This is a genomic window from Brevibacillus sp. NPDC058079 (genome assembly GCF_042885155.1).
In the GTDB taxonomy this organism is placed as follows: domain Bacteria; phylum Bacillota; class Bacilli; order Brevibacillales; family Brevibacillaceae; genus Brevibacillus.
In genome coordinates this window covers 458,831-473,238 of record NZ_JBHVSO010000002.1, presented here as the reverse complement: position 1 = coordinate 473,238, position 14,408 = coordinate 458,831, and the positions used below count along the sequence as shown (strand labels likewise).

Here is a 14,408-nt window from a genome sequence, read left to right as displayed (position 1 = left end):
AGTACATCACGTCGCCGCATTTGAGCATCCCTCCAAAAATTGCATAAGGTATTTAAGAAGGGGAATAGGAGGCGAGATTTTGAAGAAAATCTACGTACTGGACACAAACGTACTCCTGCAAGATCCTAGGGCGATGTTTTCTTTCGCTGACAATGAAATTGTCATACCAGCTGTCGTATTAGAAGAAATCGATTCCAAAAAGCGGTACATGGATGAAATTGGTCGCAATGCTCGGTACGTATCTCGGCTCTTTGACAGTTTTCGTGAGCTGGGGCAATTGCACACTGGCATTACCCTAGAAACAGGCGGGTTGTTTCGGGTGGAACTGAATCATTCCTCTTTCCACCGCCTTCAGAAACAATTCACGGAAATGAGCAATGACAACCGCATTTTGGCGGTTGCACTAAACTTACAGGAGGAGGAAAACGGAAAACCACAGCCAAGACCAGTCATTTTGGTAAGTAAGGATGCTCTCATGAGGGTCAAGGCTGATGCATTGAATATTTCCGCAGAGGATTTTCTTTCGGATCGAGTTGTGGGGGAGTTCTCCAGTATTTACCCGGGATATCAGAAGATGATGGTAGCGTCCGACATCATCAAGACTTACTACGCGACAAGAAAGCTGCAGCTGGCCTCCTGCTTTCCACGCTATCGCTTTTACCCTCATCAATTTTTAGTGCTGAAGGATGAATGTAACCCATCTATTTCAGCGATTGGAAAAGTCGACTCGGACGGAAAAATGTTAGAAATGCTTGTGTCAGATGATGATCCGATTTGGGGCATCCGAGCCCGTAACGTGCAGCAACGGATGGCGACCGAATTGCTGCTGCGAGATGATATTCCTTTAGTAACCATGACCGGGAAGGCCGGTACAGGAAAAACCTTGCTGGCATTAGCAGCGGGCCTGCTGCAAATCGAGGACCAGCAAAAATACAAAAAACTGTTAGTGGCAAGACCTATCGTTCCGCTTGGAAAAGACATCGGTTATTTACCCGGCGAAAAAGAAGAAAAGCTTCGACCGTGGATGCAGCCGATTTATGATAATTTGGAATATTTATTTAACACAAAGCGCCCAGGTGATCTCGATAAAATTTTGGCAGGCATGGGTAGTTTGCAGGTGGAAGCTTTGACGTATATTCGTGGGCGCTCCATCCCAGAACAATTTATTATCATTGATGAAGCCCAAAACTTGACAAAGCATGAAGTGAAGACGATCCTGACGAGGGTGGGGGACGGTTCGAAAATTGTGCTAATGGGTGATCCTGAGCAGATCGATCATCCGTATCTGGATGAGAGCAACAACGGTTTAACCTACGTGGTAGAAGTATTTAAAGATCAAAAGCTAGCTGGACATATCCAGTTGGAAAAAGGCGAACGGAGTGTGCTCGCACAGCTGGCCGCAGATTTATTGTAAAGAAGATGTATGAAAAACTGGGAGGAGGTCATACTATATTTGTCGAGCCCGATGATTCATGTAAGTAAACGGCGAAATGCCTTGCAGGAGGCGAAGATCCGTGGATAATCATGATCAAGCAATCGACGAAAGTCGTATGGAAATACACCGATTCCTTTAGCTACTTTTCTCTACGATGGAGGTTGAAGAGCCAAAGAGAATAACCGGTAGAACCCCATAAGCAATTCGGGCTCGACAAGGACCGCTCCTCATTGGAGCGGTTTTCATTTTTTGCATATTCGGAGGCAAAAAGAAAAACGCGGATAAGATTTTCCGCGTTTTTGTCTGATTTACTTATTTAGCAGCTGCGATCGCTTTTCGCAATGACGAAATACATCCGATGTGCATTCCTTCATGGAAAAGAGTGAAGACCATCATTTCCCCATAAGTATGCATAGTGCCTTTGTCGCCTAGTTCAAACGGTTTTGGCAATGGATCATTCAATCGGGCATGCAATTCTTCTTTGATTCGCACATGCTGTTCCTTTAGCTCGGTAGCTAAGGCTTCGAGGGAAGGCCCTTCTTTTTGCCAATCAGCAGGCTTGGTTCCTGGAGCGAACATGGCTGCGTAATGCGGAGGACATTTCATTCCTTCTGGTCCGAAGAGCAAGTAATCTTGTGTCAGAAGAATATGACCAATATTCCAGCGAATGTTGTTATTAAAGCCAACTGGAACCACCTCTGCTTCTTCCTCGGTTATTTCCGTCAATCTCGCCAAAAACATTCCGCGAATCAAGTCGTACTGATTCCATACAAAAGAAAAGTCCTGCATAGCAATCCCTGCCCTTCCTCATATTTACATGCAACAACATGTTACCGCATAAACGGCAAAGGGGAAATATACAAACTGCAAAAAAATTTGCAAGTTGTCCCTCCAACTCCATACATATGTACAAAGGAGGGGAGCATGATGGTTACGTTGGATTCATCTATTTCTTTTTTGATTTATATAACAGCGGTGTCCAGCGCGGCAGCAGGTGTAACGGAAGCATTTAAATCAGTCATTCCCTTTTTGGCGACGGACTATGAGGCGAAAGAAAATTGTTGGGAGGATCAGTATCACGCTGCTCGATTGATGCATTACAAGCGCTTTTTCAATTTGGTAATTTCCGTATTGGCTGCTGGTGTCATTTTTGGCATGCTTGGTCTGGATCCGGCTCTCATTTTAACTGGTTCAGAATCCGCTTATGTAAAAAATTCGTGGCAGTTAGGAACCTGGATGTGGGGAATTGTTGCGGTGTTTGGCTCGCCTTTTTTCGCATCACTCCTCAAAATACTAGAGAGCTTCAAACAATCGGTGGATAGCAATCTGCCGCCTAATCGACCGCGCCGCAAAGTCAGCGGCACACGAGAATAACCTCGTCTCCCTATGGTTGCCCGATGCTTGCCGGATACGCTAAGATAACCAAAAGAGCGGTAGCAAAGGTGGGCACAGCTGAATGATGTGGAAATGCTTGCGAATGACTGCGTTTTGGGTGTTGACAGTAGTTGTCTTGGTGGCATGTTCGGCCCAGTCGGAACCAACTGCTACATTTGACCCCGAAAATCAAAAGGAATATGGAGTAAACGGCATTTATCTCGGACAGAACATAAAAGAAGCGATGGATATTTTGAAGCCGACAAAAGCTGATTTTATGGATATGGTGACAAGACAAAGCTACACAGTAGAGCAGATGGCGCAGGGTGCGGGAGATGCAGTGATGGGCATGCTGCTAATTAACCAGACCCAGATGATGATCAAAGTCCACAAAGGTGAATTAACATCGATCATGCTGGGAGGAGTTCCCCGTGAGGACGCGCAAAAATTCAAAACATATCGAGGACTCGCCATGTTTGATAGTGCTGAGCAGCTAGAGAAGCTGTACGGCATAGGAAAAGGCGAACAAGAAGTGGTATATGAAGGCAGCAAATACACCGCCAATTTTGGTCTTGTGGACAATCAAGTGGTGTGGTTCCGATTTGATCGTAAATCATCGTAAAAAGGAGAAGGGAGTCCTCTTATCAGGAACTCCCTTTTTGCATGGAAAGGATTCATTTAGTCGGATGGTGCCAAACGAGTTTCACTTGATAAGCCTTCGCGATTCCTTCTGCCAGTGGAATCAAGCTCTGATCGATCAGGTAGGCTTCGGGTTGGTGTGTATTTTCGGGTATCACGCCTAGAACATGCTCGCGGAGTTGCTCCATAGCAGCCCACTGATCTTCTGATTGGGATGGAGCTCCGAGCGTTACGATAGCAACTTGATCTGCATATACATACAAATGTTCATTTTGGGATAAAAAACCGATATCATCGAGTTGATCAATTGTGGTTGCAGACGGGAGCAGCAATAGGGAAAAGGCATCGCCTAACATGTTGGACTTCTCCAAAATGGTTTCTAGCTTCTCCTGTTCAGCTTGATGCTCTACAATAAAAAGCAGTTTGTCCCGATCAAAGACATTGACATGATCTCCGATTTTATGTATGACTTGAGCATAGAAGCCAGGGAGCTTCCCGGCTGGTACATTCAGTTCAATTCCGTACATATGGCGCATGTCATACCCCCATGTTTGCAAGCGTGTTTTTTCTATCGTATCAAAAAATCAAGGAGGTTTCCTATGACGAATCAAAATCTTACCATTGAATCTTATGCATTGGGAGCATTTCAAACCAATGCGTATGTGGTGACAAACACCGATACCAACCAAACCATTGTGATTGACCCAGGCATGGAGCCAGATCAGTTGCTCCGCGCACTCGAGAATAAAAATGTTGTTGCCATTCTTCTGACCCATGCCCACTTGGATCATATTGGTGGTCTCAACCAAGTAAGAGAATTGACCAAAGCACCTGTTTACATTCATCCACTGGAGCAGGACTGGCTCACGAACCCTGATCTCAACGGATCTCGACGCTGGAATCTGCCTGAACTCATCGTATGTGAGCGGGCCGAGCACGAGTTGGAGGATGGTCAGACGCTGGAATTGGCAGGTTTTCACATTCAGGTTTTGCATACGCCAGGTCATTCACCAGGCAGCTGTTCCTTTGTAATTGGCCAGCACTGCTTCGGTGGTGACGTTCTGTTTAACCAGAGCATCGGGCGTACGGATCTCTTCGGAGGAGATTACGAGACACTGATGATCAGTATCCAGGATAAACTGTTTGAGCTCGATGATGAAACCATTGTTTATCCAGGACATGGACCGAAGACGACGATCGACTATGAGAAAACGTACAACCCGTTTGTCACAGGCATGCTTCGTTAAATCACTTCATCATTCTTTATAAAGGTTGGGAGAGGATTTTGTCAGCTGGTGGAGAAAAGGAAGGGGGTTACCATTTACTAAAGGAGCTATTCATTATGAAGCGAACATGGAAATGGGCACTCATTCTCGTTATCGCCTGCACGAGTCTGGTTGGGTGTGCGGCACCCATCGCCCAAGCAGATAAGACGAACCAAGCTCCCAACGTGAAAGCGCCTGATCCCGAAACACCACCGCAGACAGCGCCCAATCATCAGGAGACACAACCTCCGCCTTTGCCATCAAGATTTCCGGAACAGCGCATCTCCCTTCTTGCCGTTGGGGATATCATGATGCATCAGGAGCAGTTGGATGCCGTTTGGGACCCAGCGACGAAAAGTTATGATTTTAAACGATTCTTCCCGAATGTCATCCCGATGTTCCGCGAGGCAGACTGGGTCATCGGCAATCTTGAGACAACGATGAGCGGTAGCAAGGAAAAATACTCAGGCTATCCGATGTTTAATTCTCCTGAGTCGCTTGCACATACGTTGAAGGAAATTGGATTTACTGCGGTATCGACAGCGAATAACCATTCGATGGACCGCAAAGAACAAGGGGTTCTGCAAACCATCAAATATCTCGATGAAGCCGGTCTTCCGCACACGGGAACGTTCGCAAGTTCCGAGGATCGAGATGAGCCCTTGTTGTTGACCAAGGACGGATTCACACTAGCCTTGCTATCGTATACGTACGGAACGAATGGAATCGCGATTCCAGAAGGCAAGCCGTATCTGGTCAATCTGATTTCGCCTGCGCTGATGAAAAAAGACATCGCACGGGCAAGAGAAAAAGGAGCCGATCTGGTTGCAGTAGCGCTTCATTTCGGAAATGAGTATCAACGCATGCCCAGTCCTGAACAAATCAAGAGCGCCGAGCAAGCTCTAACATTTGGAGCGGATTTGATTTTGGGTGCGCATCCACATGTGGTACAACCTTATGAATGGAAGACGGTTACCCTCGAAGATGGACGTCAACACAAAGGACTGATCACCTACTCTTTGGGTAATTTCATCTCTGCGCAGCGTTGGGACTACAAGGATGTTGGCGCTATCCTGAAGCTCGTGCTGTACAACAATGAGTCAGGAGAGGCCAGCATCGAAAGTGCTGAAATGATTCCGACTTACGTTCATTTTTATCGGAAAAATAACAAGCGCAACTATGTCATTTACCCGGTGTCAGAAACATTGGAAAAGCTGAAGCAGGGACAGAAATACCCTACGCTGACGAAAGAAGCTATCCAGTACATGACACAATTGCAGAAGGAAATGCCGGCTCATGTCAATAAGGTTGTCTCCAAGAAAAAAGCCAGCTAATGAATAGCTGGCTTTACTTCTTTCCGAATCCAAATGGAAGATTGAATTGTAACTGGAGTTTTAATTCTTCGTCCATCAGCGTGATGCCTTGCACTTGGATATTGGGGGAGATCAGCTCCGGATAAAATCCGAGATCGTACGCTTCCTCCATTTCCTCCACGGTCGATTGAGGCAAGGCAAAGCCGTCAAAGTACAGCTCGGTAATGTGGAATTTGAGTTGGGTAGGAGAGACGAGCTCATAGTTACCAACGAGCTTTAGCTCCATCTGATCATAGGTGCCTTCCACGGTTAGCTTGTTATCCTCAAAAGAGAAATGGGATTGTTTGAACAAGGCGTCTTTCTCTATCAAAAAATTGTTGAAGTCAGTCTGGTTGATGGTTAACGTATGCTTGAGGAGACCTTCCGACTGAATTCGATCGGGCGTCGCCAACTCGGGAACTTGAACCATGATCTGCGCGAGCATTCCGAAGAAGGTCTGGAAAGCGGGCAAACCACGTTTTTCCCAGTCTAAAATCAAGTGATTCATCATGGATTCCACAACCGTCGGGTCATCCAGTTTTTGTACGTTTTTTTCTTTTTCAGTGGCGACGGCGAGCATCTCTGCTAATTGAAGCTCGTATTTTTTTCGCAGCGTTTGAAGTTGGTCCAATCGATTCTTTTTGTCGGTTTGCATCGCGGTGAGCTTGGTGCGCTCAGTATGATAGGACTCTAGTCGAGACATGTCACGCTCGTACAAGATCTCGTAGAAGTCGTACATCAATAAGAACTGATTGAAATTTTCCGCATTTAATAGTAACGTCAGAAGATTAGTACGCTCGCCCATGTAATAGGCCCGCGCTACCTCACCGGCCCGACGTTGTGTCGCTTCCATCACCAGCTTTTGCCGTTGCAAATCGAGATCCATTTGAGCGATTTCCCCGTATGTCTGCGTCTCTTCTTCCTTGAGTAAGATGAGGGTTCGCTCCAGCTCTTTTTGTGTAAAATGCTGCTGCAGGATGAGCTGCTCCAAAGGAGTAGAGGGCTCTTCCTGGGCGAACACCGTCGTCAGTGGACATACAAGTAGGAACAAGACGAGAAGAAATTTGCGCATGATTTCACCTTTTGCTTTTGCCTTTCCATATTGTATGCTTCTTTTCGTATTATAGCCTTATCTAGTTGAATTTGGATAGCAGGAGAAGAGCTTATGACGATGATTGAACTGATTCGCGAAGAAATAGCAAGCCAACCAGGGAAAGCGATTACGTTCGCGCGCTTTATGGAGTTGGCCCTCTATCATGACACTTTTGGATATTATATGGTCGAACAACCCAAAGTAGGCAAAGCGGGAGATTTTTATACGAGTGCATCGGTGCATCCTGTCTTTGCGGAAACAATCGCAGATGCAGTCTTGGCATTATGGGAGAAGGCGGATATCACTTCGCCTGTGCTCGTTGAGATCGGTGGGGGAACCGGAGCTGTTTGCCGTCACCTGCTGGAGCGCGTCCGTGAGAGCAGGCCAGAGGTATACAAAGAGCTGACGGTCATTTTGATAGAGGCGAGTCCGTATCACCGGAAAATGCAGCAGGAGGCGCTCCAGTGGCACGAGGGTCCGAAGCGTTGGTATTCTTCCGTGAATGAAGCTGCCAAGCATGAAAAAATAGAAGGGGTTATTTTCTCGAATGAATGGCTGGACGCATTTCCGGTACATATAGTGGAGAAAACCAGATCCGGCTGGCAGGAAGTGTGGGTGCGTGTTGGTGAGGACGGGCTGGAAGAGTATCTAGGGGAGATGACACCAGCTCTAGGGGAATATTTGCGTGAGCTGAACTTGAAGCTGCCAATCGGAATGCGGATCGAGATAAATATGGCGATGGAGCAAGCTGCACAAGAAGTTTCCGGCCTATTGAAAAAAGGGTTCGTCATCACGATTGATTACGGTGATCTGCAAGAAGAGCTTTACCATCCCAGTCGAAAAAACGGAACACTGATGTGCTACCATCGTCATCAGGCTCATACGAATCCGTATATCAACATAGGTGAACAAGACTTGACGACACATGTGAATTTTTCTGCGTGGAAGCAGCATGGAGAAAAGGCGGGTTTACGGGAAATAGACTATATGAGACAGGATCGGTTTTTGATGCGGAATGGCTTGCTTCATAAAGCGGTCGCGCATATGGATACAGACCCTTTCACGAGCGTTGCGATGAAACGGAATCGAGCGATCCAGCAGTTGATTGATCCTGCTGGCTTGGGTGGGCGTTTTTGGGTCATGGTCCAAGAGAAAGGCACCCGGGAGTAAAAGAAGAGGAGAACACAAAAAAAGATGCTCATGGCGAGCATCTTTTTTCTTACATGATCAATTGTAGAAAAGCGTGTTCTTGTGGGCCAACAGGCATCACGAAGAATGTGTAATACGTGAATCCAACAAAAGACAGGAACATGAAGCCGAAGAAAATGTTTAGGTATACTCGTTCAGTCAGGTTCATGTAGCTCAGCGCTACGAAGAAAGCAGTCAAACTGAAGAAGATGAGCGCCATCGGGTACAATTCTGCCCAAAACGCCATCAACGCGATCACGATGGTCCAGAAACCAAGAACGCGATACATACGATCCATTTTTTGTCCCCCCTTTTTGCCTCGATCGGTAAGATTTACAAGATTCCTCCCCCATTATATAGGACAGGTGAACACGTGTAAACGATAAAGGTATGACGGATTGTTGTCACCCGGGGAGGAGAGACTGGACTTGCGGTGCTAATACTGAATCACCGTATAGTTGCAGGATTGGCATCCGCGAATTTTGGAATCATCCTCACGTAATTCAATGTTCCCCAAGTACGTTTCGAATATTCCCATCAACAGAGCGTTGTGCATCTGGCATACGGCATTCGGATATTTTTTTGCGCTGTCAGAGAAGGTGCAATTATTTACGCGAAAACGCAGCTTTCCTTCGTCCATTGCTTCGATGTCTGGTTTCAATCCCTGAGCCACGACAATCCGATGGACCAGGTCCAATTTTTCTTCCATAGAGGCTATTTCTAGATTGATTCCGCTTTGGACAACCGCCCGTTTTGCCATCTCTGTTCCAATGCGATGTCCCATTTTAATTAGAGCGGCTTCGCCAGCTTCGCCGAGCGAGAGCAGGCTTTCAATCGCGATATCGGCCAACAGCTGATAATCACGAGGAGGGAATTGCAGACTCACAACCTGTTCAGACAGTGAGTACAACCGACTGGGACGTCCTCCCTTACCACTTTTGTCTGTAACAGCAGTGAGTAAATTCACGTCCTCTAACTTCGTCAAATGCAAGCGTGCCACATTAGGGTGGATAGAGAAGTGATCAGCTATATCCTGAACCGTGATGGGATCTTTACTGTAGGCGACAAATTGGTAAATGGAAAAACGGGTGGGGTCAGCTAAAGCACTGGTTAACTTTTGCGCATCGTGGTCCATGCCGATACCCCTTTCTCAAAACAATCTCCATAAGATCAAATTCAAAAAGTCGTCTTTTCAGCACCGAGAAAGTGGTGAGAACCTGAAAAAGGAGGAGCAGAGTGTAGGGGACCTACATGAGCACCGGACTTTGAAGGTGAACGCCTCTTTCGATGTTGCCCAAGCTTTCAGGACTCCTTCGTGATCAAAAGACGACTTTTTGAACAATCTCCATAAGTGTATCCCATTTTGTGTTACTTGTTAAGGTAGCAGTGTGCTACAACAGCATATCACACGAATTTTCATCTAGTTTTTAAATTAACTACTATTGACATAGTGTTAATGAAGCAGTAAAATCCAAAGTAAGGAAAGAAAATTTATTGACTAACTTTTTGTAAGAGATTAAACGAAACATCAAGAACTACAAATGGTAAGACTTTTATAGATGAAATCACTCGTGATAGATGAGATGGAGGGGTAACAAATGGCCGTTGCTGAACGTACACAAACACAAAAATTAACGTTTTTCACTTATCCTAGCTGCACATCCTGTCGCAAAGCGAAGGCATGGCTGGCAGAAAACGGAGTGAATTACGAAGAGCGTCACTTGTTCAAAAATCCACCGACAGCGGAAGAACTGTTGGATATTATCAAAATGACTTCAAATGGCTTGGATGAGATCCTGTCGATGAGAAGTCAGCGTTTTAAAAACCTGGATGTCGATGTTAATGATATGTCTGTGAAGGAGCTGCTCGAAATGCTTAGTGAAGAGCCTCAGCTTTTGAAGCGTCCGATCCTGACTGACGGTGAAAACCTGATCGTCGGATTCAATTCTTCCGCCATGAAAAATCTGCTGTCCTAATGAAGAGGGGGGAAAGACCTCCTCTTTTTTGTTTGTCCATCGAAAGGTAAAATAAAGCCACAAGCTGATAAAAGGTGGGTGTTTTTATGGAGACCTTGCTTTTGCAAAAACAGGACGGTATCGTAACGATCACATTAAATCGACCTCATGTACATAATGCGATCAGCGTGGAGCTGGTTGACGAACTGCATCAGGTCTTACGAGACTGCCAAGCCGATCCTGAGGTAAAGGTTCTGATTGTGACGGGGACAGGCAGAAGCTTTGTTTCCGGAGGCGATCTGAATCAGTTTATTGCAGCGCGCGGTTTTGAACAGGCGCATCCTTTGCTCAGTAAAGTAACAGGGCTTTTGTCCGCCATTGATCAGTATTCGAAACCGGTGATTGCCATGATTAACGGTGCAGCGGTCGGAGGTGGCTGTGAGTTTGCGGGCGCGTGTCATTTTCGTTTTGCCAGTGACCGGGCGACCTTCGGGTTTGTACAAATCAGCATGCATATTACAACAGGCTGGGGTGGAGGAAGTCGGCTGTTGGACTTGCTGCCAGAGTCAAAAGCACTCGCTCTCCTGTTGACTGGTGACAGATTGCGTGCAGAGGAAGCCAAGTCCTACGGCTTTGTTGACGAGGTATATACAGAAGAGAAGCTGCATGAGGAAGTATATCGTTTTGCTCGAAAAATCGCTGCCCAGCCGCTAACTGGCATTGAGGCGTATATGAAGGTTTTGCAGTGGAAGCGTATGGGCATTCCACAAGAAGAACGAATCCGGCGCGAAGTGAGTCAATGTGCGCATCTTTGGGGTAGCCCTGAACACGTCACCGTAGTGGAAAGCTTCCTGACAAAGCGCCCCACGTCCTGATCGATGTAGTCCTTTTCGTTTAAACATTTATTTGCTTGGACATACTTTTTCTAGTAGAAAGCGATTCTACAAGAGTAGGGAAAAGCATAGGATGAATTACATCATCCTTTTTAAAGGTAACGGGAGGGACTCATATGGTAGCTTCCAGACAAGACGCATGGACCGAAGATGACGATCTAGTGTTGGCGGAAGTCACCTTGCGCCACATACGCGAAGGCGGCACACAGCTTGCTGCATTTGAAGAAGTGGGTCAAAGGTTAGGAAGGACAGCAGCTGCGTGCGGCTTCCGCTGGAACAGTTGCGTACGCAAACGGTACGATGCGGCTATTTCGATTGCGAAAAGCCAAAGGCAGCAGCTGAAAAAGCTCGGGAGGATTCAAGCATCGCCTCCTGTGGTGGCTGAGGTCGAGGTCGTCACATTGCACACAAAACGATCTGAAACACCAGTAGCAGAGGTACAAAAGTACGCGGATGTAGAGGAGCAGCAGATTGAAGCAGTCATTCGCATGCTCGGCAATCAAAAAGAAATGACTCGTCGTTTGCGACAATTGGAACAAGAGTTGGAAGGAAAAGAGTTGGAGTTAAAAGAATTGAAAGAAGCCCACGAACGCGCTAGAAAAGAGCTGGATCAGGTTCAGGGGGTCAATGATGACTACCGTGCCTTGGTACAGATCATGGAACGTGCACGTAAGCTTGCTTTTTTACAGGAAGAGGATTCCAACAAAGCGATCTTCAAAATGGATGAAAACGGAAATTTGGAGCGCGTGGAAAAATAAGCGCGAGGCATGAAAAAAGAAGCGGTCATTGATCCGCTTCTTTTTGTTTACGCATTCATTTGTCGTTCATGTTGGGAAAGGAAGAGCTAGTCTTGCAGCTCTACGCTCTCTGGCAACCATACGTACGGGTTTTCACCACGGTCACGCATGAGGTTGTATTTCACAGGCGTGAAGCCCATTTTCAACCAAAAATCGTCTGCGCGACAGCGGGAGTTGGTTTTAATAGGAGCTCCAAAGCTCTTCGCGTGGTTGACCAAAGCAGTACCGTAATCTTTGTGACGGTAGTCGGGCAGGACCTCGAGCTTCCACAGCTCGTAATAGTCTTGCGCAGGTTGGAAGTAACGATCGTATTTCCCGTCAATTTTGTAGAGGCTCATACGTGCTACCATAAGATCGTTGTCATAAATACCGTAAAATGGAGATTCCGAATCGTTTTCCACGATGTTCGCCTCCAGGTCTTCCTTCATAGAAAGCTCCTCCAGGCCAAATTCGCGAAACTTCTGGAATTCCTCCAGTGTCTTATAGTTGATTTGCAAACGTCTTACTTCAAACATGGTTAGCCACTCCTCTCACAGCTCTTTGCCTTGGCCACCTTTTGGCCCCGCCCCTTTATTATACACGATGATTGGCTTTTCCGAAGTGTTTTTCTTTTTTTATTGGAGGGATTGTCAGGAAATGATTTCGCTTCCTTGGAAAAATTTAAAATTTCATCCTAGAACTATGATCATTCTCGTGGCAAAATAGAAAGTAGCATCACATGATACAAACCAGGCAAACAATTTGGAAGCGCTTACGGTTGTAGTCGGTTTGTCAAAGAGGGGAGCGTTGCCATGAACAAGGTATTAATCGCAAACCGTGGTGAGATTGCCAGACGAATTATCCGTACATGCAAGGCAAGAGGAGTGGCTACGGTTGCTGTCTATTCGGATGCAGACAAGGATCTGCCGTTTGTTCGTGAAGCAGATGAGTCAGTCCATATTGGTCCACCACCTGTACCACACAGCTACCTGAACGTAGAGGCCATTCTTGCAGCAGCAAAAAGCACCGGTGCCGATGCCATTCATCCAGGCTACGGTCTTTTGTCAGAAAACGAATCTTTTGCCCGTCGCGTTCTGGAGGAAGGTCTTGTTTTCATTGGTCCAACCCCAGAGGTCATCGGTCAAATGGGTGACAAGCTGACTGCCCGCCATATTATGGAGGCTGCGGGAGTACCAGTCGTTCCAGGGTGCGAACAGGCTATCGATTCTCCTGATGAAGCAGCTGTCATCGCGATGTCCATCGGATATCCGGTGATGCTCAAGGCCAGTGCTGGCGGCGGAGGAATCGGAATGCACATTTGTCGAGACGAGGCCGAGCTGCGTCAAGCCTACCAATCGGCGAAAGGTCGCGCAAAAGCGTATTTTGGTAACGATGCGATGTACATGGAGAAGTACGTGGAACGTCCGCGTCACATCGAAGTACAGGTCGTTGCCGATCAGCATGGAAACGTCATCCACTTATTAGAACGGGAATGCTCCATACAGCGCAGACATCAAAAGGTGCTCGAAGAAAGCCCTTCGCCCTTTTTGGACACAGCAACGAGAGAGCTTCTGTGCGATGCAGCGGTAACAGCAGCGAAAGCAGTGGGCTATTCGGGTGTTGGAACGGTTGAATTTATCGTAGATGAACAGAAAAACTTTTACTTCTTGGAAATGAATACACGCTTGCAAGTGGAGCATCCCGTGACGGAAGAAATGACGGGCATTGACCTTGTGTCGCTCCAACTGGACATTGCTGATGGTCACCCGCTGTCGATCAAGCAAGAGGACGTAAAGGCTCTGCGCCACGCGATTGAGCTGCGTGTCTATGCGGAAGACCCTGTCACCTTCCTGCCATCGCCAGGGACGATTACGTTGTACCAACCACCTTCATTCGAACATGTACGAATTGATGATGGGGTAGAGACAGGTACGCAGGTGACTCCTTTTTACGACCCGATGATTGCAAAGGTCATTGTATCGGGGGAGACAAGAGAAGAGGCTGTGCAACAAGCGCAGAAAGCTATGGATCATTTTCTGATTACTGGTATTAAAACGAACATTCCGTTTTTGCAAGAAGTATTACAGGACGAACAATTCCGAGCTGGTAACTATACGACATGGTTCGTTACTGAGCGTGGAGCAGCGTCAAGCACGGAAAAACGCTAAGCTAATAAAAATGATATGCAAGGGAGAGGACCATCCATGAAACAAGTAGCAGCCAATATGGCAGGAACCGTTATTAATGTCCTGGTGCAGCCTGGTGATGAGATCAATGAAGGACAAGACGTTCTTGTACTGGAATCGATGAAAATGGAAGTTCCTGTACAGGCTCAAGCCTCAGGCAAGGTTGTGGAAGTAAAAGCGAATATTGGCGATTTTGTCAACGATGGCGATATCATTGTCGTTTTGGAATAGGATTAGAATACTTCTAAACTG

17 protein-coding genes are annotated in these 14,408 nt (G+C 46.7%); 11 read left to right on the top strand and 6 right to left on the bottom strand.

What is annotated here, in order from left to right:
* Positions 1–79: 79 nt before the first annotated feature.
* Positions 80–1,414 carry a PhoH family protein gene (locus ACFVS2_RS08930; RefSeq protein ID WP_390233116.1) on the top strand — a complete coding sequence of 445 codons (1,335 nt, stop codon included), beginning with the start codon at positions 80–82 and terminating at the stop codon, positions 1,412–1,414.
* 333 nt (positions 1,415–1,747) lie between these two features.
* Here the strand turns inward: ACFVS2_RS08930 and ACFVS2_RS08925 are convergent, their stop codons facing one another.
* Positions 1,748–2,224, bottom strand: a complete 477-nt coding sequence (locus tag ACFVS2_RS08925; protein ID WP_390233114.1) for a DinB family protein — start codon at positions 2,222–2,224, stop codon at positions 1,748–1,750.
* 138 nt (positions 2,225–2,362) lie between these two features.
* On the opposite strand from ACFVS2_RS08925, the gene ACFVS2_RS08920 reads away from it, so the two are divergent.
* Together ACFVS2_RS08920 and ACFVS2_RS08915 are read left to right on the top strand one after the other, a co-directional pair.
* Positions 2,363–2,809, top strand: a complete 447-nt coding sequence (locus tag ACFVS2_RS08920) for a hypothetical protein (RefSeq protein WP_039960866.1) — start codon at positions 2,363–2,365, stop codon at positions 2,807–2,809.
* 82 nt (positions 2,810–2,891) lie between these two features.
* Entirely contained in the window at positions 2,892–3,431 is a 540-nt protein-coding gene (locus ACFVS2_RS08915) for a hypothetical protein (RefSeq protein WP_390233112.1), read from the top strand.
* A 52-nt stretch (positions 3,432–3,483) separates the two neighbouring features.
* Here ACFVS2_RS08915 and ACFVS2_RS08910 read toward each other — a convergent pair whose 3' ends face one another.
* Positions 3,484–3,984 (bottom strand): hypothetical protein, encoded by a 501-nt coding sequence (locus ACFVS2_RS08910; protein WP_390233110.1) that lies wholly within the window; start codon positions 3,982–3,984, stop codon positions 3,484–3,486.
* Positions 3,985–4,047: 63 nt separating this feature from the next.
* Between ACFVS2_RS08910 and ACFVS2_RS08905 the strand changes: the two genes are divergently transcribed.
* Positions 4,048–4,695 (top strand): MBL fold metallo-hydrolase, encoded by a 648-nt coding sequence (locus tag ACFVS2_RS08905; protein ID WP_390233108.1) that lies wholly within the window; start codon positions 4,048–4,050, stop codon positions 4,693–4,695.
* Between the two features lie 95 nt (positions 4,696–4,790).
* Complete coding sequence (locus ACFVS2_RS08900) at positions 4,791–6,047, top strand: CapA family protein (RefSeq protein ID WP_390233106.1); 1,257 nt, start codon at positions 4,791–4,793, stop codon at positions 6,045–6,047.
* Positions 6,048–6,060: 13 nt separating this feature from the next.
* On the opposite strand, the gene ACFVS2_RS08895 is transcribed toward ACFVS2_RS08900, so the two are convergent.
* Complete coding sequence (locus ACFVS2_RS08895) at positions 6,061–7,137, bottom strand: coiled-coil domain-containing protein (protein WP_390233104.1); 1,077 nt, start codon at positions 7,135–7,137, stop codon at positions 6,061–6,063.
* 93 nt (positions 7,138–7,230) lie between these two features.
* On the opposite strand from ACFVS2_RS08895, the gene ACFVS2_RS08890 reads away from it, so the two are divergent.
* Positions 7,231–8,328 carry a class I SAM-dependent methyltransferase gene (locus ACFVS2_RS08890; protein ID WP_173617196.1) on the top strand — a complete coding sequence of 366 codons (1,098 nt, stop codon included), beginning with the start codon at positions 7,231–7,233 and terminating at the stop codon, positions 8,326–8,328.
* A 49-nt stretch (positions 8,329–8,377) separates the two neighbouring features.
* Here the strand turns inward: ACFVS2_RS08890 and ACFVS2_RS08885 are convergent, their stop codons facing one another.
* Together ACFVS2_RS08885 and ACFVS2_RS08880 are read right to left on the bottom strand one after the other, a co-directional pair.
* Entirely contained in the window at positions 8,378–8,644 is a 267-nt protein-coding gene (locus ACFVS2_RS08885) for a DUF2626 domain-containing protein (protein WP_017249582.1), read from the bottom strand.
* Positions 8,645–8,782: 138 nt separating this feature from the next.
* Positions 8,783–9,481 (bottom strand): helix-turn-helix transcriptional regulator, encoded by a 699-nt coding sequence (locus tag ACFVS2_RS08880; RefSeq protein WP_048033772.1) that lies wholly within the window; start codon positions 9,479–9,481, stop codon positions 8,783–8,785.
* 463 nt (positions 9,482–9,944) lie between these two features.
* Here ACFVS2_RS08880 and ACFVS2_RS08875 point away from each other — a divergent pair, with 463 nt between their 5' ends.
* From ACFVS2_RS08875 to ACFVS2_RS08865, 3 genes are all read left to right on the top strand, one after another.
* Positions 9,945–10,322, top strand: coding sequence for a Spx/MgsR family RNA polymerase-binding regulatory protein (locus tag ACFVS2_RS08875; RefSeq protein WP_173617198.1), 378 nt, complete (start codon positions 9,945–9,947; stop codon positions 10,320–10,322).
* Positions 10,323–10,408: 86 nt separating this feature from the next.
* Positions 10,409–11,176, top strand: a complete 768-nt coding sequence (locus ACFVS2_RS08870; RefSeq protein ID WP_390233101.1) for an enoyl-CoA hydratase/isomerase family protein — start codon at positions 10,409–10,411, stop codon at positions 11,174–11,176.
* Between the two features lie 134 nt (positions 11,177–11,310).
* A complete protein-coding gene (locus ACFVS2_RS08865; RefSeq protein ID WP_390233099.1) occupies positions 11,311–11,952 on the top strand; it encodes an RsfA family transcriptional regulator in 642 nt (213 codons plus the stop codon).
* An 86-nt stretch (positions 11,953–12,038) separates the two neighbouring features.
* Here ACFVS2_RS08865 and ACFVS2_RS08860 read toward each other — a convergent pair whose 3' ends face one another.
* A complete protein-coding gene (locus tag ACFVS2_RS08860) occupies positions 12,039–12,506 on the bottom strand; it encodes an N-acetyltransferase (RefSeq protein WP_007723302.1) in 468 nt (155 codons plus the stop codon).
* 276 nt (positions 12,507–12,782) lie between these two features.
* Here ACFVS2_RS08860 and ACFVS2_RS08855 point away from each other — a divergent pair, with 276 nt between their 5' ends.
* Complete coding sequence (locus ACFVS2_RS08855) at positions 12,783–14,138, top strand: acetyl-CoA carboxylase biotin carboxylase subunit (RefSeq protein WP_390233097.1); 1,356 nt, start codon at positions 12,783–12,785, stop codon at positions 14,136–14,138.
* Between the two features lie 36 nt (positions 14,139–14,174).
* Positions 14,175–14,387: a biotin/lipoyl-containing protein gene (locus tag ACFVS2_RS08850; RefSeq protein WP_015892116.1), complete on the top strand. Its 213-nt coding sequence runs from the start codon at positions 14,175–14,177 to the stop codon at positions 14,385–14,387.
* Positions 14,388–14,408 lie beyond the last annotated feature (21 nt).